General features: G+C 39.8%; 19 protein-coding genes. 5 read left to right on the top strand and 14 right to left on the bottom strand.

Going from position 1 to position 24,875, the window contains the following annotated elements; all coding sequences use genetic code 11:
• Positions 1-11 precede the first annotated feature (11 nt).
• From LCM02_RS14085 to LCM02_RS14055, 7 genes are all read right to left on the bottom strand, one after another.
• Positions 12-1,625, bottom strand: a complete 1,614-nt coding sequence (locus tag LCM02_RS14085; RefSeq protein WP_224931397.1) for an NADP-dependent glyceraldehyde-3-phosphate dehydrogenase — start codon at positions 1,623-1,625, stop codon at positions 12-14.
• A gap of 88 nt (positions 1,626-1,713) precedes the next feature.
• Complete coding sequence (gene ilvA, locus LCM02_RS14080; RefSeq protein ID WP_224931394.1) at positions 1,714-2,967, bottom strand: threonine ammonia-lyase IlvA; 1,254 nt, start codon at positions 2,965-2,967, stop codon at positions 1,714-1,716.
• 78 nt (positions 2,968-3,045) lie between these two features.
• Complete coding sequence (ilvC, locus tag LCM02_RS14075) at positions 3,046-4,521, bottom strand: ketol-acid reductoisomerase (RefSeq protein ID WP_224931392.1); 1,476 nt, start codon at positions 4,519-4,521, stop codon at positions 3,046-3,048.
• Positions 4,522-4,537: 16 nt separating this feature from the next.
• On the bottom strand, positions 4,538-5,062 hold the full coding sequence (ilvN, locus tag LCM02_RS14070; protein ID WP_224931390.1) for an acetolactate synthase small subunit: 525 nt from the start codon (positions 5,060-5,062) through the stop codon (positions 4,538-4,540).
• A 5-nt stretch (positions 5,063-5,067) separates the two neighbouring features.
• Positions 5,068-6,801, bottom strand: a complete 1,734-nt coding sequence (gene ilvB / locus LCM02_RS14065; protein WP_224931388.1) for a biosynthetic-type acetolactate synthase large subunit — start codon at positions 6,799-6,801, stop codon at positions 5,068-5,070.
• A 25-nt stretch (positions 6,802-6,826) separates the two neighbouring features.
• A complete protein-coding gene (gene ilvD, locus LCM02_RS14060; RefSeq protein WP_224931386.1) occupies positions 6,827-8,512 on the bottom strand; it encodes a dihydroxy-acid dehydratase in 1,686 nt (561 codons plus the stop codon).
• Positions 8,513-8,883: 371 nt separating this feature from the next.
• Positions 8,884-10,422 (bottom strand): hypothetical protein, encoded by a 1,539-nt coding sequence (locus LCM02_RS14055; RefSeq protein ID WP_317197459.1) that lies wholly within the window; start codon positions 10,420-10,422, stop codon positions 8,884-8,886.
• Between the two features lie 155 nt (positions 10,423-10,577).
• On the opposite strand from LCM02_RS14055, the gene LCM02_RS14050 reads away from it, so the two are divergent.
• From LCM02_RS14050 to cysM, 5 genes are all read left to right on the top strand, one after another.
• The gene (locus LCM02_RS14050; RefSeq protein ID WP_224931382.1) at positions 10,578-11,753 is read left to right on the top strand and encodes a 2-isopropylmalate synthase; all 1,176 of its coding nucleotides are present in this window, start codon (positions 10,578-10,580) and stop codon (positions 11,751-11,753) included.
• Between the two features lie 13 nt (positions 11,754-11,766).
• A complete protein-coding gene (leuB, locus tag LCM02_RS14045) occupies positions 11,767-12,885 on the top strand; it encodes a 3-isopropylmalate dehydrogenase (RefSeq protein ID WP_224931380.1) in 1,119 nt (372 codons plus the stop codon).
• 59 nt (positions 12,886-12,944) lie between these two features.
• Positions 12,945-13,667: a nitroreductase family protein gene (locus tag LCM02_RS14040; RefSeq protein ID WP_224931378.1), complete on the top strand. Its 723-nt coding sequence runs from the start codon at positions 12,945-12,947 to the stop codon at positions 13,665-13,667.
• A gap of 92 nt (positions 13,668-13,759) precedes the next feature.
• Positions 13,760-14,560: a serine O-acetyltransferase EpsC gene (gene epsC / locus LCM02_RS14035; protein ID WP_224931375.1), complete on the top strand. Its 801-nt coding sequence runs from the start codon at positions 13,760-13,762 to the stop codon at positions 14,558-14,560.
• Positions 14,547-15,446 carry a cysteine synthase CysM gene (gene cysM / locus LCM02_RS14030; RefSeq protein WP_224931373.1) on the top strand — a complete coding sequence of 300 codons (900 nt, stop codon included), beginning with the start codon at positions 14,547-14,549 and terminating at the stop codon, positions 15,444-15,446. Before epsC ends, cysM begins: the two co-directional genes overlap by 14 nt.
• Positions 15,447-15,496: 50 nt before the next feature.
• On the opposite strand, the gene LCM02_RS14025 is transcribed toward cysM, so the two are convergent.
• The 7 genes from LCM02_RS14025 to nrfD all read right to left on the bottom strand — a co-directional run bounded on the left by LCM02_RS14025 (position 15,497) and on the right by nrfD (position 24,827).
• Positions 15,497-17,848 carry a penicillin acylase family protein gene (locus tag LCM02_RS14025; RefSeq protein ID WP_224931370.1) on the bottom strand — a complete coding sequence of 784 codons (2,352 nt, stop codon included), beginning with the start codon at positions 17,846-17,848 and terminating at the stop codon, positions 15,497-15,499.
• A gap of 88 nt (positions 17,849-17,936) precedes the next feature.
• Positions 17,937-19,709 (bottom strand): cytochrome c oxidase subunit I, encoded by a 1,773-nt coding sequence (locus LCM02_RS14020; RefSeq protein ID WP_224931368.1) that lies wholly within the window; start codon positions 19,707-19,709, stop codon positions 17,937-17,939.
• 29 nt (positions 19,710-19,738) lie between these two features.
• On the bottom strand, positions 19,739-20,758 hold the full coding sequence (locus LCM02_RS14015; RefSeq protein WP_224931366.1) for a cytochrome c oxidase subunit II: 1,020 nt from the start codon (positions 20,756-20,758) through the stop codon (positions 19,739-19,741).
• A 170-nt stretch (positions 20,759-20,928) separates the two neighbouring features.
• The gene (locus LCM02_RS14010) at positions 20,929-22,272 is read right to left on the bottom strand and encodes a quinol:cytochrome C oxidoreductase (RefSeq protein WP_224931364.1); all 1,344 of its coding nucleotides are present in this window, start codon (positions 22,270-22,272) and stop codon (positions 20,929-20,931) included.
• A 32-nt stretch (positions 22,273-22,304) separates the two neighbouring features.
• A complete protein-coding gene (locus LCM02_RS14005) occupies positions 22,305-22,868 on the bottom strand; it encodes a c-type cytochrome (protein WP_224931362.1) in 564 nt (187 codons plus the stop codon).
• Between the two features lie 10 nt (positions 22,869-22,878).
• The gene (locus LCM02_RS14000; protein ID WP_224931360.1) at positions 22,879-23,403 is read right to left on the bottom strand and encodes a DUF3341 domain-containing protein; all 525 of its coding nucleotides are present in this window, start codon (positions 23,401-23,403) and stop codon (positions 22,879-22,881) included.
• A gap of 35 nt (positions 23,404-23,438) precedes the next feature.
• A complete protein-coding gene (gene nrfD, locus LCM02_RS13995) occupies positions 23,439-24,827 on the bottom strand; it encodes an NrfD/PsrC family molybdoenzyme membrane anchor subunit (protein ID WP_224931358.1) in 1,389 nt (462 codons plus the stop codon).
• Between the last annotated feature and the right edge of the window lie 48 nt (positions 24,828-24,875).

Here is a 24,875-nt window from a genome sequence, read left to right as displayed (position 1 = left end):
GGAAAAGTTTTTCAAAGAATATAATTTGTACTGACAAAATTTGACTTGTTGTTGTCCAGTATATCATTTAAAATATCCTTGTTAAGATCATTGTTCTTACATGCCACCAAGGTCCTGATCGAAAAAGATCTTAATGCTGCACGGACACTCAGGGTACTTACAGCTGAGTCCTTTCTTCCTACAAATGGATATACATCGGGCCCTCGCTGACATTGACTGTTAATATTCACACGACATACCTGATTTACGAGGCTGTCTATCAATGGTGCCAATGTGTCTGAATTTTTACTAAACAGACTCACTTGTTGTCCGTAATTGGAATTTACGATTGAATCTATTGGTTCCTGAACGTCCTTAAATGAAAGTATGGGTATCACCGGGCCAAACTGCTCTTCGTGATAAACATCCATCTTCTCATTGACAGGATAAAGAACTGCCGGATAGACAAAACTATGATGTGTATCCCCTCCTCCATCATTAATAATTTCCGCTCCTTTTGAAACGGCGTCATCGATGAGGTTCTTTATATATTCGGGTTTACCAGGTTCAGGAAGCGGGGTGAGTTTTACACCATCCTCCCAGGGCAAACCACATCGCAACTGTTCGATCCTCTGGACAAACTTTTTATTGAATGTTTCGATGATATTTTCATGAACAAAAATCATTTTCAGAGCTGTACATCGCTGTCCGTTAAATGACAAAGAGCCAAGTACACATTCTTCAACCGCAAGATCCATATCTGTATCCGGCAACACGATGGCCGGATTCTTCGCTTCCAGACCCAGAACCAGTCGTAACCTGTTCTGTTTAGGGTGCTGACTTTGAAGTGCATTGGCAGATTTGCTGTTTCCAATAAGCGCCAGCACCTCCACTCTTCCGGATTTCACAATTGGGCTTGCTACTTCTCTTCCACGACCGAATAAAATATTTACCACTCCTTTTGGGAACGCTTCTGCAAAAGCTTCCAACAATGGCGTTATCAGGATCACTCCGAATTTTGCCGGCTTAAAAACCGTCGTATTACCCATGATCAATGCGGGTATCAAAAGACAGAAAGTCTCATTCAAAGGATAGTTATAGGGTCCAAGGCAAAGAACCACTCCCAGCGGACCTCTACGGATCTGGGCATAAACTTCACTGTGAAGTTTTACACGGGCACAGTTTCGGTCAAGTTCCTTCAACTCATCAATTGTATCATAGATATAATCAACTGTCCGGTCAAATTCTTTTTGAGCGTCCGGTAGGGTCTTACCTATTTCCCACATGATAAAATTGACTACCTCATCTCTTTTGGTAACCATCAGTTCGGCAAATTTTTCTACGCATTTGATCCTTTCTTCCACTTTCAGGGTGGGCCATGAGCCGGTTCCATTATTAAAAGCCTCATTAGCAGCATCCAATGCTTCCAACGCGTCCTTTTCACCCATTACAGGAAGTGTTCCAAGAAGGGTTGGCTCATATTTACCCTCTCCATTTGCCGTATAGATAGGAGAATAAACCTCTGAGGTTTTGCCTTTCCACGTTTTTATCTTTCCATTGAGAAGATATTTATCATAATTTTTTTTCAAAGGCACATCGAATTCTTCGGGTACCTTCTTGTCTTTAAAAATAGTCTGTATAGACATTTTGAGTATTTTTTGAGTTTATAAGGATTAATTTATTTTAACTATTCTTTATCTATTTGATTCTTACGTTTAGGTGTTTTAAATTATTTCAGATGATATATTGGAACAACTGAGGACTGTCATTTAAATATTCACCATAAAAGCCTCTCTCCTTCATTCGACTTAGCAAGGGGTCAAAATCCTCACGGTTTTTAAGTTCAATTCCCACCACTGCAGAGCTTCTGGCACGACTGTTCTTTTTGGTATATTCAAAATAGGTGATGTCATCGGTTTCTCCCAAAACATTCACAACAAATTCCTTTAAGGCCCCCGCACGCTGCGGAAATATGACTATGAAATAATGCTTTACTCCTTCATATAGCAAGGATCTTTCCTTGATCTCCTCCATTCTGGAAATGTCATTGTTTCCCCCACTGATAATACAAGCAACCCTCTTTCCCTTGATCTTATCCTTTACCAGGTCAAGAGCAGCTACAGATAAGGCCCCTGCAGGTTCAACTACAATGGCCTTTTCATTGTAAAGTTGCAATAAGGTGGAGCATATTTTACCTTCAGGAACAATCACGACCTCATCCACTCCTTCCTTACAGATGGAAAAAGGTAAATCCCCCATTCTTTTAACCGCCGCTCCGTCTACAAATTTTTCAATTTCATTTAGGGTGGTGTTGACACCTTTAGTAAGAGAAGTTTTTAATGATGGAGCCCCTTCAGGTTCCACAGCAATGATTTTGGTTTCAAGGCTCGTCTGTTTTATCACACTGATCAGACCTGAGATAAGTCCTCCTCCCCCAACCGGCACTAACAAATAATCCAGTGGTTCTTTACAATCTTTTAAAATCTCAAGAGCAACCGTTCCCTGGCCCTCAATGATTTTTTGATCATCAAAAGGATGCACAAACTCAAACCCGTTTTCCTCCGAATAATCACGCGCTACCTGGTATGAGGCATCATAAGTATCCCCAATAAGCTTGATCTCAATATGGTCCCTTCCAAACATTTGTACCTGTTGAACTTTTTGCTGAGGAGTGGTTACAGGCATAAATATGATACCTTTAATCGAAAGGAAATTACACACCTGTGCAACTCCCTGGGCATGATTTCCAGCGCTTGAACAAACCACGGTATCCACGTGTCTGTCTTCAACAAGAGAGCGAATCTTATTGAATGCTCCCCTAATTTTATAAGACCTTACTCGTTGCAGATCTTCTCTTTTAAAAAAAATTTCTGCCTCGTATTTTTCCGAAAAATTAGGCATTCGAATTAAAGGGGTATGCTTTACCAGGTCACGAATCCTGTGATCTGCATCTTTTATTTCGTCAATATGAACAAAAGTTTTTACCATTTTAAAAACAAAACCATCGATCTCAATAGTTAGAAATCGATGGTCAACTGAATACTAGTTTAATTCTCGATTTCCTGTTTAAACAATCTTGATCATTGCCGTCATTGATTCTCTTAATTCAGATCCAATAATTTCAACAGGGTGGTACCTTAGCGACTCATTTATTGCTATTAATTCCTGGTTATCAACACCATTACCTTTACCTTCACCATAAGATGTTCCGATTACATCAGTATCAATACCTTTCATAAAATCAGTCAGCAAGGGTTTACAGGCATGATCGAACAGGTAACATCCATATTCGGCTGTATCTGAAATCGTCGCATTCATTTCATATAATTTCTTACGGGCAATCGTATTGGCAATCAAAGGAGTTTCATGAAGCGATTCATAATAGGCTGATTCATCTATAATTCCGGCATCAGTCATCGTTTCAAAAGCCAATTCTACTCCTGCTCTTACAAAGGCTACCATAAGCACCCCATTATCAAAATATTCCTGTTCAGAAATTTCAACATCACCCGCAGGAGTTTTTTCAAAAGCCGTCTCTCCTGTTGCAGCTCTCCATGATAACAGATTTTTATCATCATTAGCCCAGTCCTCCATCATCGTTTTAGAGAAATGACCCGACATGATATCATCCATATGTTTATTGAACAGTGGTCTCATGATATCTTTTAATTCTTCCGATAAAGCATAAGCCTTGATCTTGGCCGGGTTTGACAGGCGGTCCATCATATTGGTTATTCCACCATGCTTTAACGCTTCTGTAATCGTCTCCCAACCATATTGGATCAACTTTGAAGCATATCCCTCATCAATTCCTTTTTCGATCATTTTGTCAAAACACAAAATAGAACCGGTTTGAAGCACTCCACAAAGAATTGTCTGCTCGCCCATAAGATCTGATTTTACCTCAGCTATGAATGAAGACTCCAATACACCTGCTCTGTCTCCACCTGTTGCAACTGCATAGGCCTTTGCTTCTGCAAGCCCTCTTCCCTGTGGATCATTTTCATTGTGAACGGCGATAAGGGTAGGGACCCCAAAACCTCTTTTATACTCTTCTCTTACCTCTGATCCAGGGCTCTTGGGAGCTACCATTATTACGGTTAGGTCTTCCCTGACCTGCATTCCTTCTTCTACAATATTAAACCCATGTGAATAGGCCAGTGTGGCACCTTGTTTCATTAACGGCATTACCGCTTTAACTACAGATGTATGCTGTTTATCCGGTGTCAGGTTACAAACCAAATCTGCCGAAGGAACCATTTCTTCATAAGTTCCAACCGGAAATCCATGTTCAGAAGCATTCTTGAACGACTGACGCTTTTCTTTGATTGCACCCTCTCTTAAAGCATATGAAATATCCAACCCCGAATCTCTCATGTTCAATCCCTGATTCAATCCCTGTGCTCCACATCCTACGATGACCACTTTTTTTCCTTTTAAAGCGGATACTCCTTCAGTGAATTCAGCAGAATCCATAAATCTGCACTTTCCAAGTTGAGCAAGTTGTTCCCGCAGTGAAAGTGTGTTAAAATAATTTGCCATTAGCTTTTAGTTATTTTTAGTTTAATTGTTTTTTTAATAGTTCTGATATTTTCATTTCGTCTTTGGTAACAGAAATCCTTCCTGATCTGACAAACTGCATGATTCCGTATTCTGCCAGTTCATTGTACAGACCGTCAATTTCCTCACGTCTTCCTGATTTCTCAATAACAAAAAATTCAGGTGAAACCGTAACAATCTGTGCATTGCTGTTCTTTATAATATTTTGTATCTGCCTTTCTTCAAAAAGCAAACTCGATTTGATCTTAAATAAAGCCGATTGGAGAAAGATACACTCTTCATTGGTATGATAGTAGGCTTTGATCACTTCTACCTGCTTCTCTATCTGGCCAATGATCTTTTTAACCTGATCCTCGGTCACCTCAACCACAATGATAAATCTTGAAACATGCTCAATTTCTGAACTCGATACGGTAAGACTATCTATATTGATATGTCGCTTTAAGAAGATCGTGGCGATCTTGTTCAATAATCCGAGATTATTTTCGGAATAAACGGATACGGTATATTTTTTTATTTTCATTTCTTTTATTTTAATCGGATATCAGATACGCTTGAACCGGTTGGGATCATAGGAAATACATTTTCCTCCATTTCAACCACAACTTCCAGGAAATAGGATTCTTTTGAGGCAATCATCTCCGAGATGGCCTCAGTCAGTTCTTCTCGTTCCGTGACCCTTCTTGACTTAATTCCATATCCTTCGGATATTTTTACAAAATCGGGATTGACCATTTCGGTTGAGGCGTATCTGCCATCAAAGAACAATTCCTGCCACTGACGAACCATTCCCAGGAACTGATTATTTAAAACAATGATTTTTACAGGAACCCGGGTTTGTAAAATGGTTCCTAACTCTTGAATATTCATTTGGAAACCTCCATCTCCAATGATGGCAACTACTTCTCTTTCCGGAGCTCCCATTTTTGCCCCAATTGCAGCCGGCAGGGCAAAGCCCATGGTTCCCAGCCCACCTGAGGTCACTTTACTTCTCCCCTGGTTAAATTTGCTATACCTGCTGGCCACCATCTGGTGCTGTCCCACGTCAGATACGATTACAGCGTCTCCATTCGTTTCCTTATTAAGAGCTATCATGGTTTCGGCCATGGTAAGCCCATCACCTGACACATTGATCTGCCCGTCAATTACCTGTTTATATTCAATATCATACAGGTCCGTAAACTTCTGCATCCATTCTTTGTGCTGTTTTTTCTCAATTAAAGGCAAAATTGCGGCAAGTGTATCTTTCACATTCCCTAATACAGCAACGTCAGTTTTTACATTTTTGTCAACCTCTGCAGGATCAATTTCGAAATGCACGATCTTTGCCTGTTTTGCATAGGTCGCAAGATTTCCGGTTACCCTGTCATCGAACCTCATTCCAACAGCAATAAGAACATCGCACTCATTAGTCAGTTTATTTGGTGCATAGTTTCCATGCATACCCACCATCCCAACATGCAACTCATGATCGGAAGGCAAGGCGGATAAACCAAGTAAGGTCGAGGCAGACGGAATTCCGGCCTTTTCAATAAAGTCCTGAAATTCTTTTTCGGCCTTTCCTAAAGTCAGTCCCTGGCCCCAGACAATAAAAGGTTTTTTAGCCTGGTTGATCAAGGCAGCTGCTTTTTCTATTTTATCCGGTTCCATTTCCGGAACAGGTTTATAACTTCGTACTTTTTCGCATTTATGGTATTCAAACTCCAGTTCACCAAACTGGGCGTCTTTTGTGATATCGATCAACACCGGCCCCGGACGACCTGATTTGGCTATATAAAAAGCTTTTGCCATCACTTCAGGAATTTCTTCGGCCCTTGTGATCTGGTAATTCCATTTTGTCACCGGGGTTGAAATACTGATAATATCCGTTTCCTGAAAAGCGTCACTTCCTAAAAGATGCGATCCAACCTGACCCGTGATACAAACCAATGGTGTTGAATCTATCTGGGCATCGGCAATTCCGGTAACAAGGTTCGTAGCTCCTGGTCCTGAAGTAGCAATTGCCACCCCTACCTTGTCAGAAACTCTTGCATATCCCTGAGCAGCGTGAACCGCTCCCTGTTCATGTCTTGTGAGCACATGATGAAGTTGTTTTTCGTATTTAAAGAACTCGTCATATACCGGCATTATAGCACCACCCGGATATCCGTAAATCAAGCTTACTCCTTCTTCAAGCAGGGACTTGACAACAGCTTCCGCACCCGTAATTTTTACACTTTTTTTATCTGTCACTTTTTCCGATGTTTTTGTTATTGTATCCATAATAACAATTTAGTTTAGGTATCTATTAGAACTTATCTGTCACGCATCCTTCTGAAGCAGAGGAGACCATTTTTGCATATTTATAAAGTATTCCCTTTTTATGTTTTGGCTCTGGCGCCTTCCATGAGGCTTTTCTTGCTTCAATTTCCGATGGACTCAGATCCACATTAATCGTATTTTTTTCAGCATCTATGGTGATCATGTCCCCGTCTTTAACCAATCCAATAAGCCCCCCGGATTGAGCCTCCGGTGTTATGTGCCCTACGACAAATCCATGAGTTCCACCAGAAAATCTTCCGTCTGTAATCAAGGCAACCGTTTTTCCCAGGCCGGCCCCCATAATCATTGAGGTTGGTTTCAACATTTCCGGCATTCCCGGACCACCTCGAGGCCCAACATATCTTATTACAACCACATCCCCTTTTGAAACCTTCCCGGCCCCTATTCCATCATTGGCCTGCTGTTCACCATCAAATACAACAGCTTTCCCTCTAAAAAGATTCCCTTCCTTACCACTTATTTTTGCAACTGCTCCCTCTGAAGCAAGATTCCCAAAAAGTATCTGCAGGTTTCCGGAGGATTTCAGGGCTTTATCTGTTGGATAAATAACCTGCTGATCCTCTTCAAATTTTAAGGGTGCAACGCCTTCGAGATTCTCCGCCAGGGTTTTCCCTGTTACGGTCATACAATCTCCGTGTAAAAACCCTTTATCCAGTAAATATTTCATGACAGCCGGTGTTCCTCCAACGCCGTGAACGTCTTCCATCAGGTATTCTCCACTTGGTTTAAGGTCAGCTATTAAAGGGGTTCGGTCACTTACTCTTTGAAAATCCTCCAAAGTAAAATCAATCCCTGCCGCGTGTGCAATAGCCAGGTAATGTAAAACGGCGTTCGTTGAACCACCAAGCGCATTGACGAGTGCAACTGCGTTCTCCAAAGATTTTTTGGTGATGATATCCAGAGGTTTTAAGTCAAGTTCAAGAAGGTTCCTTATCGCAGCTGCTATTCTTTCACTTTCGTCGTTTTTATGAGGATTCTCTGCCGGTATCGAAGAATTGTAAGGTAAGGCGAACCCAAGAGCCTCTATGGAGGACGCCATCGTGTTTGCCGTGTACATACCTCCGCAGGCACCTGCCCCCGGAATTGCTCTCTTAATTATTTCCTTATACTCTTCTTCAGAAATCTCTCCTGAGATCTTCTGCCCTAAAGCTTCGAAAGCCGACACAATGTTCAACTTTCTCCCTTTGTAACTTCCAGAAGCTATTGTTCCGCCATATACCATCATAGCCGGACGGTTCAACCTCAGCATGGCCATAATCGCACCGGGCATGTTCTTATCACAACCAACAACGGAAACGAGGGCATCATAACTTTGAGCATTCATCACAACTTCTATCGAATCTGCAATAATATCCCGGGATGGAAGTGAATAATTCATTCCACTTGTCCCCATTGAAATACCGTCACTCACCCCGATTGTATTGAAAACAAGACCTACCTGATCCTTTTTGTTTACCTCTTCCTTAATCCCGGCGGCAATTTGATTTAAATGCATATTGCAGGGATTACCGTCATAGCCTGTACTGGCAATTCCCACTTGCGGTTTCTTCATGTCTTCCTCGTTCAGACCCACGGCATATAACATGGCCTGGGCTGCCGGCTGAGTGGCATCCTGGGTAAGTCGTCGACTGTATTTATTTAATTGCTTCATCAAAGAGAATGCTGATTTTTATGTTTTTGATATTCTTTTATCGAATTCTTCTATTCATTAAATAATCCTCAAAAATACTGAGGCTTTAACCGATTGTCAGATTGCTATTTGCCATATTACAATATCCAATACTACCTGATATTGCTTTAATATTTGATTATCAGTATTTTACCTACTCTAATTTACAAGGTTTAACATAAAAAAAACCTTCCAACAGGAAGGTTCTCAGAATTATTCATAACATTCACTTCCTATTAAACCCCCGGGGATCCAATAATAATGACTGCTACGATATGTAAATTAAATTGTTTCATTGAAAATACTCAGACAAATCTATAAAATATTATTCCGATTTTCCTATTTCCTAAGGCTTATTTATACTTATATTTTGATTTCTGCTTTATGATGGTTTCAACAGGGACGTTCTCAATTTTACTTTCCAGCCAGGAAATAATATCCAAATACATAAAGGATCTTTTCTCATAAGGGTGATTCTCAAATACTTTCAGCTCTTTATGTAGTTCCACGAACGCATTCTTCAGTTCATGTGGATAGATATTGCTCAAATTTCGAAGGAAGCTAATTATTCTTTGCTGGACCAAATGCAATTCATTCATTTTGATCAGGAACTTATACGTGGATTTGATAAGGGCTTCCAGATTTTGATCCATTCCGGCCTCGTAATGCGCCACAAGATTCAATATTCTGGTAAAGCATAAAAGATCTTCCCTCATGCCCAGCTGCCTGTTTTTTATGATCTTATCGAGATAGAATATACATTGATCATATTTTGAGGCACCAAAATACAAACTTGCGAATTTGTAATAAAAAACCATGACGTGATGATCATCAATTTTTAATCGACGACTCTCAATTTCTTCTAAAACCTCCGGAATAAGATCTAACCCAAGATTAAAATTACCTTCTAAAAAATAGAGGTTAATCTTATTGAGATAGAGGTATAAAAAGGCAAGTGATTCTGTATTTTCATTGATCAGAAAATTCTGATGATTGAGCTCATCTTCAAAAAAATTAAGTGTAGATCTAAATTTTGTCAGATGCTGAATCAAAAACAGGGATTCCAGTAAATAATTAATCCCTTTCAGATAAAAAACCGGATTCGTTCTTTTCATTTCCGGATTGTAGTAAAAAAGATCTACCCATTTCTGGGCATAACGATATCCCGCAACAAAATCCTGCACTATAAAACTATACCACAAATAGGCTTTGTATAAATACAATTTTTCAATAAGTCCAAGCTTCTTAATATCGTATTCCGGAAGAGATTTTTTAAAGAATGTTTTCACCTCTTCAAAGTCCTTATCATTACTCACATAACCTTTTTTCAGCAACATGCTGTACAATTGCAACGACAGATTAGATAATTTACTCAGCATAAGGGTCCTTTCTCCCAGATCCTTGGACTGAGAAATAAGGTCATCCGCCCGGCTGCTCAAACTTCGGGTTATATATTGGGATTCCACAACTTTTTCCAGCTCAACAATACTGAATGCCAGAGTAGTATCTTCATTGGCCAGGGCAATAGACTTTGCCTTATCCAGTACTTTCAAACTTTGCTTATGTAGCCCTTTATTAAACAATATGGTTGCAAAATCCAGTTGTTCGCGAACCTGCATTTTTGCATTTTTATGAATGGGATTTAGCTTGAGGCTAACCAGAATCTGCCTGTAAAGATGTGCTTTTGAATTTGAAAGTTGTTGTTTTTTTATATTGGTCTTTGCGAGAATCTGTTTTTCATCAAAAACCTCCTGCTTGTCAAGAATTGAAAAAAGTGCGATAAAATTCTTTTCGGAATTACCTCCGAGTCGACCGGCATATAACTTAAACTGCCTTTTTTCGGATTTGGTCAGGGATTTGACCAATAAAAAGAGTGCATCGGATTTTTCCATAGACATCGTAATAAAATACCCTTATGTACTTGACTAACAGATCTTTAAAAGATTTACAAATAATTTGGATGTAGTAAACAACTCAAAGAAAATCTAAACCTTAAAGGATTTCCCTTTAATTTTGATTATTCAAAAGTGATAAAAAATATTTAATAATGAGCAAAAATCAAGTCCAAATATTCGACACAACATTGAGAGACGGTGAGCAAGTTCCTGGTTGTAAGCTAAATACACCAGAAAAATTAATCATTGCTGAGCGCCTGGATGAGCTGGGTGTCGACATAATTGAAGCTGGATTTCCAATATCGAGTCCGGGAGATTTTAACTCAGTAGTTGAGATAGCGAAATTAGTAAAAAATGCCTCCGTATGTGGTCTTACAAGAGCGAACAAGAAGGATATTGATGCCGCTGGCGCAGCCTTGAAACAAGCTGTCAGACCCAGGATCCATACAGGAATCGGAACTTCGGAGTCGCACATAAAATTCAAATTCAATTCTACTCCTGAAAAAATTATTGAACGAGCGAAAGAAGCCGTTAAATACGCTAAAACCTATGTGGAAGACATTGAATTCTATGCAGAAGATGCCGGAAGGACAGATAATGAATTTTTAGCAAGGATCTGTGAAGAAGTCATAAAAGTAGGTGCAACGGTTTTAAATATTCCTGATACGACAGGGTATTGTCTGCCTGAAGAATACGGGGCAAAAATGAGATACCTTAAAGAAAATGTGAAGGGTATTGATAAGGTGGTACTGTCCTGCCATTGCCATAATGATCTTGGACTGGCAACAGCGAATTCCATAGCCGGGGTTCAGAACGGGGCAAGACAGATAGAATGTACCATTAATGGAATTGGGGAAAGAGCGGGAAATACGGCTTTGGAAGAGGTAGTAATGATTATGAAGCAACATCCTTACCTGAATCTTGATACAAATATTAATACGAAATTACTTTACAATACTTCTCAGATGGTGCAACACCATATGGGTATCCTGGTTCAGCCTAATAAAGCCGTTGTTGGCGAAAACGCCTTTGCTCACAGTTCAGGGATCCATCAGGACGGAGTAATAAAGAACAGGGAAACCTATGAGATCATGAATCCATCAGATGTAGGGGTAAATGAGTCGTCTATTGTCTTGACTGCGAGAAGTGGAAGAGCTGCTTTAGCTTACCGAGCCAAAAAAATAGGTTTCGACCTGACTAAAGTTGAACTGGATCAAATTTATCCTGAATTCCTGAAAACAGCGGATAAAATGAAAGAAGTTGGTGATACGGAAATTGAAAGAATCATCAAAAACGTAAGAGTGAATGCAGATAAAATAGCCTCTTAAAAGGCACCGGAACATGAATTTAAAGATTGCAGTTTTAGCAGGAGACGGAATAGGCCCGGAGGTCTGTGAACAGGGAGTCAAGGTTCTCAAGGCCATTGAAAAAAAATTTAAGCATAAATTCACGTTTACAAATGGCCTGGTTGGAGGAAGTGCCCTGGCTGCAAAGGGAGTTCCACTACCTGATGAAACCCTTGATCTTTGCCTGAATTCGGATGCCATCCTTTTTGGAGCCATTGGTGACCCAAAATTTGAAAATTCACCGGATGCCAAGGTAAGACCCGAGGAGGGCCTTCTCAAATTAAGAAAAGAACTTGGGCTATTTGCCAATATCCGGCCACTCAAAGTCTATGAGCCATTGATTCATAAATCACCTATTAAAGAAAAGGTGATTAAGAATACCGATTTCATTATTTTCCGGGAATTAACAGGAGGAATCTATTATGGAGAAAAAAGTACCTCCTCTGATGGAAACTCTGCCTCGGATACCTGCAACTATTCTGTTGAAGAAATTGATCGTCTTGCGCATATGGCCTTCAAGTCTGCCCGAAGCAGAAGAAAAAAACTAACACTTATCGACAAAGCCAATGTACTTGAAACCTCCAGGCTTTGGAGAAAAAGAGTAAAAGAACTTGCCCTACAATATCCTGATGTTACCGTGGATTATCTTTATGTAGACAATGCGGCGATGAAGATCATCGTTAACCCCAGACAATTTGACGTTATTCTAACTGAAAATATGTTTGGTGATATTATCTCCGACGAAGCAAGTGTGATTTCAGGATCAATTGGTTTGCTGGCTTCCACCTCTATCGGGGAAAGCTCGGTTTTGTTTGAGCCAATTCACGGATCCTTTCCGGAAATGAAAGGAAAAAACAAGGCTAATCCCCTGGCGACAATACTTTCTGCCGCCTTATTACTGGAACATTTCAACCTTCATGAAGAGTCTGATGCGATCAAAAACGCAGTGGAAAAATCAATTGAACATCAAATTACTACGCCTGATATAAATTCAACCAAGAAGTTTGCACACACTTCAACTGTTGGAGAATTTATATCGGAATACATCATTGACAAAAAAAATATTCTTTACCACATGGAGAATATTTCTTTGGGTCAGTCTACGATCATTTAATTATCTTTAGGCCGCAGTCCAAACTGCATCCTTCTAATTTAAAATGAAACCCTGTTACTATGGAATTTAAGGAAGCGGTCAATCGAAGAAGATCGGTAAGAAAGTATGACCCTGACAAAACACTTGACCCGCAAAAGGTGAAAGAATGTCTGGAATTAGCAGTACTGGCTCCAAACAGCAGTAATATGCAGCTCTGGGAGTTTTATCATATAACATCAAAAGAAATATTGACAAAAATGTCTCCTTTCTGTTTTGATCAGAATGCTGCTAAAACAGCCCAACAAATGGTAGTCATCGTAGTTCGAAAAGACTTGTGGAAAAAAAGAGTAAAAGCCCATGTTGCTTATCTTAAAAATGTTTTTGGGGACATTCCAAAAGAACAGCAAAGTAAAAGGGCAAAATTTGCCTTCACTTATTACACCAAGATCATTCCGCTGGCATATGCGGATTTTCTTGGCCTACTGGGTTATATAAAATACAGCTTTTACTGGATGATTGGATTGTTCCGGCCAATTTACCGACAAGCCAGAAAAAGTGATATGAGAATTGTTGCACATAAAAGTGCAGGCCTCGCGGCCCAGACCTTTATGCTGGCCATGGCCGACATCAATTACGACACCTGCCCTATGGAAGGAATAGATTCATTAAGAATTAAAAAGTTACTCAAGATACCTTCTTCTGCTGAAATCAACATGGTGATTAGCTGTGGGATCAGGTTGCCTGAAGGGGTTTACGGAGAACGTTTCAGGATTCCTTTTGAACAGGTTTACAAAGAGGTCTGATTCTTTTATATTGGCAATGAATTGAAAGGGAGATGTAATATTTTAAAATTTCTTACGACTTTTGAATTATATAACCGGAAGAAAATCTACTGATGTCTATAGATAAAATTATACAGAGTATACGTAACAACAAGCAAAACCATTTGGTTGATTTTAGGGTTAAATTAAAAACCGAGGAATTTACCGAAAGCCTGTTCAAGATTTTATTTGATTCCAAAATTTCTGTTTCCAGCAACATGGAGGAACTGGGAGCGTCATTTAAAGATCTTGCTTGCATGATTGACAAAGAGGGATTAAACAGATTCGAACTCATCTGGAAGAAATTTTTAGTGAATTTACCAAATCTGTTAAACCGACTGAATCAGGACGCCAAATGCATTTTTTTGCATGATCCCGCTGCCCGGAGTATAGAAGAAGTCATTTTGGCCTATCCCGGTTTTTATGCCATAGCTGTTTATCGACTGAGTCATGAGCTTCATCAGCAAAATATGCCTTTGATACCGAGAATCATGAGTGAATACGCGCATCGATTAACAGGTATTGATATTCACCCGGGGGCCCAGATAGGGTCGCCTTTTTTCATCGATCATGGAACAGGGGTCGTTATTGGGGAAAGCACAATTATCAGGAACAAAGTAAAGTTGTACCAGGGGGTCACGCTCGGTGCCTTGCAGGTATCAAAGGACATGAAGGATTTAAAAAGGCACCCAACCGTTGAAGATAATGTAACGATTTACGCCGGTGCAACCATTTTAGGAGGAGATACGACTATCGGAAAAAACAGTACCATCGGAGGAAACGTATGGCTGACCGAATCAGTGCCTGAAAATTCAATTGTTTATCAGCGAACAGATATCAAACTTAAAAAGAAAACCAATCATGCTGAATCATAGCATTCTCGATCTTATTGGAAATACACCTCTTGTTGCATCAAGAACGCTTGTTGCCAACAAGGATGTCAAATTATTGTTTAAACTGGAAGGCAATAATCCGGGAGGAAGTGTAAAAGACAGACCTGCATTGAACATGATCAGATCCGCTATGGAGCGAAAAGAGATTGATCAAAATACCAGACTGATCGAGGCAACGAGTGGAAATACAGGTATTGCACTCGCCATGATAGCCGGAATATTTAAGCTGAATATCGAATTGGTAATGCCCGAGAATTCTACAAAAGAAAGGGTTCAGACCATGAGAGCCTATGGGGCAAAGGTGACGCTTACAGATGCGTCTGAAGGAATAGAAGGATCCAGGGATTATGCCGACCTTAAAGTTCAAAATGAGGGCTTTGTCATGCTAAACCAATTTTCCAATAATGACAACTGGAGGGCTCACTATAAGACAACCGGACCCGAAATATGGAATGATTCTGATAAAAAAGTAACGCATTTCGTTTCGGCTATGGGAACCACCGGCACCATTATGGGGGTCTCTACTTATTTGAAAGAAAAGAACCCTTCCATTCAGATCATTGGAGCTCAACCTACCGACGACTCTAGAATCCCAGGTATCAGAAAGTGGCCTGAAGCATACCTTCCAAAAATATTTGACAGGTCAAAAGTAGATCGAATCATTGAAGTCAGTGAGCAGGAAGCACGAGAAATGAGCCTTAGGCTGGCCAAAGATGAGGGCGTATTTTCCGGGATGAGCAGTGGGGGTTCTGTTGCGACAGCTTTGAAAATTGCCAATGAGATTGACAGCGGTGTCGTGGTATGTATCATCTGCGATCGAGGTGACCGTTATCTCTCCTCTGATTTATTTGAGTCCGCCGGTTCCTGATCCTGAAAATTCAATTCTGGCCCCTTTAAAAAGCCGGAACCAATATTTCTTTAAAGACTGTCTTTACTGGGCATAAAAACCAAAACGTCCTTACTGGCTCTTATCTCCTTCTTGTTTAGCATCATTTTGATAAATTCTCCCCTTAAATATTTCTCAGCCTGATCGCTGTAATGTTTGCTGAAAACATTTCCAGACTGGCCCGTAGGAAGAATGGACCTTGCATTTTCAACGTCGCTGAAATCAATGATACGACGTGTTGAAGGCCCTGCATGAACCTTATACACTCCATTTTTGTTAAGTTTAAACAATTGATTGTTGATGACTTCTAAACCTCCGTCGGTTTTAAAAGGTCCCACGTTAAAAAAGCTTCTCAGGGCCCCGCTTTTGTCGAAGGCATGTTTGTGCTCAACGGTTAAAGCTTTTGACCATTTCCAATCAGATATATCATTTCCAAACTGGTTCTTGAGAGATTCAACGGCCTGATGAAATGACCTTGTAATGATCTCATCCTTTAGTTCCTTTATTTCTTTGGTATTAACATCATCCCACCATACAGATTTATTTAATCTGAGCTGTCTGGCAATTTGCCTTTTGTACAAATGAGTCTGTAAAAACTGCTCAAAACTTTCCTCCCCCATCTCATCTTCAAAAGTGTTCTTCAAGAACAAATAGACGAATTTAAAATAGATCGTAGGGGCAATTTCTTCCATCGCGTAAGATCCATCCCATGCATTTAGTACATCAATAGCCTCCTTTTCTGTTTCGTTAAGGTTGACCTTGGAAATATTCTCGGTAATGATCTTAACTAAATCGGGTGAAACTGCCGACTTATTATCAACAATCATTTTCTCCACCTCAGGAAGCGAAAAGGAATCCCTTTCTTTCAGGAGTGTGACGATTCTTTTTGCCCTGTCTTCCGGAAGATAATATCCCGGATACAATTTATCATTTACTTCTTCAGGTTGATTATTGGCCGAATAAACATAGTGCCATGAGGGGTTGATTGCCTGAGGATTTTGCTCGAAATCAAGATAGTGTTTCTCGGTATCTTCCTTTTCAGAACCATTTAGAACAAACTTTGTATGGATATTTTCATTCTTTTCATAAAGCTGGGCGGACGCAAACCAGGCAATATTCCCGCGAGCGTCACCATACATCATGTTTAAACCGGGTGCCTTGATCTCAGCTACAGCATCTCTGAATTCATAAAGGTTATTGATATGAGAGATCCGGTATACTTTTTCCAACAAATTCGATGGCTCTTTTAAATAAGTCCAGTCCATGGTGATTTTCTCGTCTTCATCCAGATTATCAAATAAGCCTGTCATCAAAGGTCCATTCGGGCTTATCTTAACCTCAAGTTCAACATCTTCCCCGTCATTTACATGGATGATTTCCTTTCGTACTTTATATTGCTGATTTTCATCCTCCCGGAAAAAATCAATGTCATCGTTTTCAAACATGGTTATCCCGTAAGCGTAATCATAATTATGGCCCAACACCGGAAAGGGGCTAAGTGCAAGATGAAATCCATATATTTCCCGATTCGGGGTGACTATATGGGCCTGATACCATACGGAAGGTTGAGAAAACCCAATATGAGGATCGTTCGCCAGTATTACCTTTCCATTTTTTGTTTTCTGAGGGCCAATAACCCAGCTGTTGCTCCCTATAAAAGGAGGTGCGGGCAAGGTCTCCATAATTTCATTAATAGAATTTCCGGCACTTAGTGCCATCCGCTTCATACCTCTTGAATTCTTAATAAGTGTGGTTCTCGGACTGATGTCAAGATCCAAATCTTCAAGATATTTTCGATCTAGAGTCTGCTTTAAATCCGTAAGTAACAGATCTGTTTTGTGCGCCTGAGCAAAACTAAAGGCCATATAACCGAAAACATTATAAATATCCTTCATTTGATAGTGCTCCTTCTCCAGGCCCATCACCCTAAATTCTATGGGTGTTTTGCCCAGATCAATAAACTCATTGATTCCGTCAAGATAGGCCTGTGCCAATATATAGGACTGCGACGTAGTGTCCGAGTGGGTTCGTATCATTTCATCCGTGGCCCCCAAACCCATACCGCGAAAAAGCTTATCGGTTTTAACCAGCTCACTTCCAAATACCTCTGCCAATCTTCCTGCTGCTATTCTTCTTATAAGCTCCATTTGCCATAAGCGATCCTGTGCATGCACATACCCCAGTGCCCGGTATGCATCCTTTTCTGAATCCGCAAAAATATGTGGAACCCCGTATTCGTCAAAATACACTGTAACCTTCTCTTCTATTGCTTCCAGGGGAATTGTTCCGCTGTATACCGGCTTATTGTTCTTTATAAAAATCACTGAAACAACAAGAATTACAACCAAAATCGCCAGTAACCAGAGTAAGATTTTCCGAAACATTGCAAGTGAAATTTATTCAAATATAGATAAAAAAAAACCCCAATAATATTGAGGTTCTAAAAATATGATTTTTATTTAGTAGTAGCTGTTAAAATTCTTCTTCTCCGTCTCTTATCGGCACGGATTGAGGAGTAAAATCCTGTCCACCCCACAGATTACCGTTTTCATCTGTTTTACTATAGTCATAAGCCCAACGGTGCACTTCAGGAATCTCACCTGGCCAGTTTCCATGCATATGCTCAACAGGAGCTGTCCATTCAAGGGTGTTACCTTTCCAAGGGTTCTGAGAAGCCTTCTTACCTTTGGCAATACTAAAGAAAAAGTTTGCAAGGAAAATAATTTGAGCAAGACCTCCAATTATGGCAAAAACCGTAATTACTTTATTTATGTGCAGCAGGTCATCAAACATAGGGAACGCTGAGTTGCTGTAATATCTTCGTGGTAATCCTGCCAATCCGATAAAGTGCATCGGGAAAAACACACCATAGGCAGAAATCGCAGTTATCCAGAAATGCAAATAGCCCATATCCTTATTCATCATTTTCCCGTACATTTTTGGGAACCAGTGATATACTCCTGCAAACATTCCGAAAAGAGCAGAAATACCCATCACAAGGTGGAAGTGGGCCACAACAAACATGGTATCATGAACATTGATGTCAAGGGCACTATCACCAAGAATCAAACCTGTTAAACCACCTGTGATAAAAGTGGATACCATACCAATCGAAAACAGCATGGCCGGATTAAGCTGGAGATTACCTCTCCATAACGTTGTTATATAGTTGAATGCTTTTACCGCTGAAGGAATAGCAATCAATAAAGTTGTAAATGTAAATACAGATCCCAGGAATGGATTCATTCCTGTAACGAACATATGGTGTCCCCATACAATGGTTGAAAGGAAGGCGATCGCCATAATTGAACCTATCATCGCTCTGTAACCGAAAATCGGTTTACGTGCATTTGTGGAAATCACTTCTGAAGTAATTCCGAGTGCGGGTAACAAAATAATATATACTTCCGGGTGTCCAAGGAACCAGAATAAATGCTCGAATAAAATGGGTGAACCTCCTTTGTAATGCAGTACTTCTCCCTGGATAAAAATATCCGAAAGGAAGAACGAAGTTCCAAAACTTCGGTCAAATATCAGCAACAAAGCTGCCGACAATAATACAGGGAAAGAAATCACACCGATGATAGCGGTAATGAAAAATGCCCAGATTGTCAAAGGTAAACGTGTCATCTTCATCCCTTTTGTGCGAAGATTAAGTACCGTTACGATATAGTTCAGGGATCCCATCAGGGAAGAAGCAATAAAAATCGCCATCGATACCAACCATAGCGTCATTCCCAATCCTGAACCAGACATAGCCTGAGGCAGGGCACTTAATGGCGGGTAAATTGTCCATCCTGCAGAAGCCATACCTGTATGTACAAAGATCGATAAAAACATGATCAAACTTGAAAGGAAGAACAACCAGTACGAGATCATATTCAAAAATCCTGAAGCCATATCACGTGCTCCGATCTGCAAAGGAATCAGCAAATTACTAAAGGTTCCACTTAAACCTGCCGTCAGTACAAAGAATACCATGATCGTACCGTGAATCGTAACAAGCCCCATATACATATCGGGTGTCATTTGTCCTCCTTCTCCCCACTTTCCAAGAAAAGCTTCAATGATAGAGAAACTCTGATCCGGGTAAGCTAACTGTAAACGAAACAGCATTGACATAAACACTCCAATAACCCCCATAAACATACCTGTGATCAGGTACTGCTTTGCGATCATTTTATGATCCTGGCTAAAAATATACTTGGTTACAAATGTTTCTTTATGATGATGATGATCTGACATTTTCCTTAAATATGTTTTTCGATTAGTTCTTAGTTATTAATAACCTGTGCTAAAGTTTTCTGTTCTTTTAACCATTTGTTGAAATCTTCCTCTTCCTGAACAACTACCTTCATTTGCATATTGTAGTGGGAAGCTCCACATATCTTGTTACAAAGCAGGAGATAGTCGAATTCAACTTCTTCTTTACCCTCTTCTACTCTGAGCTTGTTGATAGCATCAAATTTTGCTTTTGTATCTTCATTCAAACGCATTTCTTCAGTTGTAACCGTTGGAGTAAATCCAAACGAAGTTACCATTCCGGGCACACAGTTTATCTGAGCCCTGAAGTGAGGCATATAGGCAGAATGCATTACATCCTGTGATCTAAACTTAAAAATAACTTTTCTTCCTTTCGGTAAATGTAACTCTCTAACCGGAATATCATCAGCTGAATTCTTGTCAGACATATCAACACCCATCGTGTTGATCCCTTTGATGAAATTTACGTGCCCCAATCCCAATTGATTGTCTTCTCCGGCATATCTTGCCTCCCATTGAAACTGCTTGGCATAAACTTCAATGATCAGCGGGTTTTCAGCATCAGAAAGATCCTGAACATTGTTCCAGGTCCACAATCCATAAATAATCAAAACTGAAAGTACAACCGTTGGAGTGATGGTCCACCACATTTCCAACTTATGGCTATCTGCATAAAATAACGCTTTACGTCCTTCTGTACCTCTGTACCTGAAAGTAAAATAATAAATCAAAAACTGAGTGATGAACTGAACAACGAGGATCAATCCCATTGTAATAACAAACAAATTATCTATATCCTCTCCTTCCAAAGAAGCAGACAGCCTTGGTAAAAGCACCACTCTTCCCTGAAACATTGAATAAAGCATCAATCCGTAAACAAACCCTCCAAGTCCAAGCATCAACCATCCGTTAATGTTGTTTTCCTTCTCTGTTGCAACCTGATCCTTCTTTGTTAATCCTAATAATTTAAAAAACTGCCAGAATGCCGTTCCTATTACAAAAAAAATAAGAATAAAAAATAGTGCTTTCATCAATGATATATAAGTTTATAAAGCGGATTTTACGTGCCGCAAATATAAAGAAAAATATTAATTTTCATGACTTATATCAGCTTTAAGCCAAAAAAAATTTTATAAATTATCCGGGTATAAAAAAAGGTTGAGCACATTGTGTCAACCTTTTATTTTTTAGGTAGTTAAGTCTAATAGTGATAAATTTCACTTTCCTTCATAAACGGGTTACCTTTGGCATGTAAAGGAGCCTTTGAAATTGATGTAAACACCACATAAATAAACAGACCCATAAAGAAAGCTAAAGAACCTAGCTCAGGAATTCCAATGCTCCAGCTGTCACCAACAGTAGCCGGGGAAATTAACTGGAAAACATCTATGTAATGACCCGTCAGGATTATCAGACCTGCTGCTACAACAAACCATGGTACCCTTTTGAAGTCACTATCCATCAATATAAGGATAGGGAACACAAAGTTCATGACAAGCATTGATATAAACGGCAACTGATACGAACCTATCAATCTCGGCCAAAAATAAGCTGCTTCCTCTGGAATATTGGCATACCACTGTAACATGAATTGATCAAAAAAGAAATAAGTCCAGAAAATACTGAATCCAAACATATATTTGGCCAAATCATGAATATGACTATTATTTACAAAAGGCAGAACTCCTTTATTTTTGAGATAAATTGTCACCAGTGCAATTGTGGTAATTCCTGAAACAAGAACACTTGCAAACACATAGAATGAATACAATTGGCTATACCAGTGAGGATCCAAAGACATCAACCAGTCGAATGACATGAACAATTCCAAAATTCCGAACAGTACAATAAACACTATTGACAGATTAAAATTCTTTTTGTAGATCTTAATGTCTGCTGAGGTATCAAGAGCAAGCGAATTCTTTCTTAGCAGGTATCTGAAGATATTATAAACAAACAAGTAGATAAAACTTCTGATGATCCAACCAGGTACATTCAACCACCAGCTTTTTCCTGCGACTATGGCATCATAATTCTCGCTTGAAGGATCGAAAGTACCTTCAGCCATCCAGACATAAATATGGTTCATGTGCATACCTGATGCCAAAAGAAATAAGAATAATAAAATTGAACCAGGTAAAATATATGCACTTATTCCCTCCATAACCCTGAAAAGAACAATTGACCATCCTGCTTGAGCCGCCCATTGAATCGCATAAAAAACCAATACACAAACCGAGATCATTAAAAAGAAAAATGCTGCGATAAAAAATGCTGTCCAAGGCCTGTTTTGACCCTGATGCAACAAATGCTCCAAATGACTTTGGGCTTCTGCTTCACTGTGTTCTTCTGAATGAGCCGTGTCTCCATGAGATGGTGCTCCGTGAGATGCTTCTTCTCCGTGATGTCCGCTATCATGCGCCATAGCTTGCTCAACATCTTGGGTGGTCTTTGGGGCAGTAAAGAACCCGTAACCAATACTCAAAGCACCAATGATCATTAATACAAGTGAAACCGTTTTTAATTTACCTGAAAATGTATACATTATATTCTGTATTTATTTTTTACTTAATTGAATTATTTTAAAAGATCACTTCTTAGTTGCTCCACATAATGAACCGCGTTCCAACGTTCTTCTTCGGTCATCTGAGAAGCATGTGACCCCATCAGGTTTCTACCATGCATGATCACGTGATAAATTGTTCCCTGATTGATATCCCTGTCTTTGTAATTAGGAACTCCGAGAAACTTTTCATTTTTTACAAGGGTTCCCATTCCGTCACCCTTATCTCCATGACATGAGGAACAATAGATTTTATAAGTCACTTTTCCCTTTGCCAACACCTCCTCAGATGCAGGGTAAGGCGCTCTTAAAGAGTCCTTGGCCATCTGATAACCCGCTTCAGAATTTGGGTAATCATATACAGAGGCACCTCTGGCAATGGTTCCTTCAACTGGAAGCTGAGCATTCGTCCCGTTGGAAAAGATTGGGTTCTCTCCATAAGTTTCATAAGGAACCGGCTCGTACATATCTGTATCACCCATATATTGAACACTTCTTTCAGTAGGTCTTCCCTCACTGCAAGAAGCAAGTAACAATATCATTAAACCTGACAATGCAATATTGAATATATTCTTCATTAGTAATCTTTTAGTGCTTATCTACAATTTTAGTTTCAACAGCTCCTGTTTTTGTCAAGAAGGTCTCCAATTCTTTCTCATCACCCGTAACAGGTACCTCCATCAAAAACATATTATCTGTCGTTCTCGGATCCGGATTTGAGGCTTTTACAAAAGGCCCTATCTTACTCCTCATGTAAAAAGTTATAACCATTAGGTGAGCCGCAAAGAACACCGTCAATTCAAACATGATCGGAACAAATGCCGGCATGTTCTCGGCATAACTGAAACTCGGCTTTCCACCGATATTCTGTGGCCAGTCCTCTATCATCATATAGTTCATCATCCAAACCGCAAACCCAAGTCCAGTTATTCCATAAAGAAATGCAGTGATTGCAATTCTCGTATTTGCAATTCCCATAGCCTTCTCCAAACCGTGAACAGGGAATGGGGTGTAAACCTCTTCTATGTGATGATTTGCTTCACGAACTTCTTTGACTGCCTTCAGCAGCACGTCGTCATCGTCGTAAATAGCATGTATAACTTTATCGCTCATCTTATTTGTTTTTTCAATTCTATAAATTGTATCTTTTATTTACTGTCTCTTTCTCTTTTGTAATTATCTCCTGATGATTTCAGTATAGATTTTACCTCAGCCTGGGCCACAGCAGGGAAGGTCCTGGCATACAACAGGAACAATACAAAGAAGAAACCTATCGTACCCATAAAAATTCCAATATCAACAAAAGTAGGCTCAAACATAGTCCATGTTGACGGAAGGTGTCCTCTACTTAAATTAATTACAATGATGTCAAAACGCTCAAACCACATTCCAATATTGATAATCAGCGCCATGATGAAAGATACTGTATAATTGGTTCTTAATTTTTTGATCCAAAGCAATTGCGGGAAAACTCCGTTACAAAGTATCAAGGCCCAAAACGCCCACCAATAAGGTCCGGTTGCAGCTCCTACTGATAAATAAACGAAATCTTCGTAAGAACTTCCTGAGTACCATCCTACAAAAAACTCTGACAGATAGGCAACCATCACAATACCTCCGGTAACAAGAATTACTTTATTCATATTCTCAATATGTCCTCTGGTTATATAAGCTTCAAGATTAGAAACCTTTCGCATAACGATCAATAGTGTCTGCACCATTGCGAATCCTGAAAATACGGCTCCGGCAACGAAATAGGGCGGATATACCGTACTGTGCCAGCCCGGAATAACAGAGGTAGCAAAGTCAAAGGATACAATCGTATGTACAGAAAGAACCAGTGGAGTTGCAAGACCTGCCAGTACCAGCGATACTTCTTCAAACCTCTGCCAGTCTTTTGCTCTTCCTGTCCATCCGAAACTCAACAGACTATAAATTTTCTTTTGAAAAGGTTTGGTTGCCCTGTCCCTGATCATTGCAAAATCAGGCAACAACCCAGTATACCAGAATACAACAGATACAGTCAGATATGTCGAGATCGCAAAAACGTCCCATAACAAAGGTGAATTAAAGTTGGTCCAAAGGTTCCCAAACTGGTTGGGAATCGGCATCGTCCAGTAACCATTCCAAACACGCCCCATGTGGATCACCGGAAACAATCCAGCCTGAAATACCGCAAAAATTGTCATCGCCTCTGCAGAACGGTTTATCCCCATTCTCCATTTCTGACGAAATAACAAAAGTACCGCAGAGATCAAGGTACCCGCGTGACCAATTCCTACCCACCATACAAAGTTGGTAATATCCCAGGCCCAGTTGATCTTATTGTTCAACCCCCAGACTCCAATACCAGTTCCTATCGTATAGGCAATGGCTCCAACTCCCCATAAAAATGCAACCAGCGCAAGCGTAAACACAGCCCACCACCATTTATTGGCTTTTCCTTCAATTGGTGCGGCTATATCATTAGAAATGTCGTGATAACTCTTATCTCCTATAATTAACGGTTCTCTAATAGGTGCTTCGTAATGAGACATAGTATATTATAATATTTATTTATTTCTCTTTTTATTATTTGACCATTT

This window comes from Lutimonas saemankumensis, assembly GCF_020171465.1.
GTDB lineage: Bacteria > Bacteroidota > Bacteroidia > Flavobacteriales > Flavobacteriaceae > Lutimonas > Lutimonas saemankumensis.
Note: the sequence above shows the minus strand (reverse complement) of the source record. Positions and strands in the feature narration are given on the sequence as shown.

Coding starts and splice junctions, on each gene's coding strand:
- LCM02_RS14085 (WP_224931397.1), bottom strand. CDS start 1,625: ATGTCTATACAGACTATTTTTAAAGACAAGAAGGTACCCGAAGAATTC.
- ilvA (WP_224931394.1), bottom strand. CDS start 2,967: ATGGTAAAAACTTTTGTTCATATTGACGAAATAAAAGATGCAGATCAC.
- ilvC (WP_224931392.1), bottom strand. CDS start 4,521: ATGGCAAATTATTTTAACACACTTTCACTGCGGGAACAACTTGCTCAA.
- ilvN (WP_224931390.1), bottom strand. CDS start 5,062: ATGAAAATAAAAAAATATACCGTATCCGTTTATTCCGAAAATAATCTC.
- ilvB (WP_224931388.1), bottom strand. CDS start 6,801: ATGGATACAATAACAAAAACATCGGAAAAAGTGACAGATAAAAAAAGT.
- ilvD (WP_224931386.1), bottom strand. CDS start 8,512: ATGAAGCAATTAAATAAATACAGTCGACGACTTACCCAGGATGCCACT.
- LCM02_RS14055 (WP_317197459.1), bottom strand. CDS start 10,422: ATGGAAAAATCCGATGCACTCTTTTTATTGGTCAAATCCCTGACCAAA.
- LCM02_RS14050 (WP_224931382.1), top strand. CDS start 10,578: ATGAGCAAAAATCAAGTCCAAATATTCGACACAACATTGAGAGACGGT.
- leuB (WP_224931380.1), top strand. CDS start 11,767: ATGAATTTAAAGATTGCAGTTTTAGCAGGAGACGGAATAGGCCCGGAG.
- LCM02_RS14040 (WP_224931378.1), top strand. CDS start 12,945: ATGGAATTTAAGGAAGCGGTCAATCGAAGAAGATCGGTAAGAAAGTAT.
- epsC (WP_224931375.1), top strand. CDS start 13,760: ATGTCTATAGATAAAATTATACAGAGTATACGTAACAACAAGCAAAAC.
- cysM (WP_224931373.1), top strand. CDS start 14,547: ATGCTGAATCATAGCATTCTCGATCTTATTGGAAATACACCTCTTGTT.
- LCM02_RS14025 (WP_224931370.1), bottom strand. CDS start 17,848: ATGTTTCGGAAAATCTTACTCTGGTTACTGGCGATTTTGGTTGTAATT.
- LCM02_RS14020 (WP_224931368.1), bottom strand. CDS start 19,709: ATGTCAGATCATCATCATCATAAAGAAACATTTGTAACCAAGTATATT.
- LCM02_RS14015 (WP_224931366.1), bottom strand. CDS start 20,758: ATGAAAGCACTATTTTTTATTCTTATTTTTTTTGTAATAGGAACGGCA.
- LCM02_RS14010 (WP_224931364.1), bottom strand. CDS start 22,272: ATGTATACATTTTCAGGTAAATTAAAAACGGTTTCACTTGTATTAATG.
- LCM02_RS14005 (WP_224931362.1), bottom strand. CDS start 22,868: ATGAAGAATATATTCAATATTGCATTGTCAGGTTTAATGATATTGTTA.
- LCM02_RS14000 (WP_224931360.1), bottom strand. CDS start 23,403: ATGAGCGATAAAGTTATACATGCTATTTACGACGATGACGACGTGCTG.
- nrfD (WP_224931358.1), bottom strand. CDS start 24,827: ATGTCTCATTACGAAGCACCTATTAGAGAACCGTTAATTATAGGAGAT.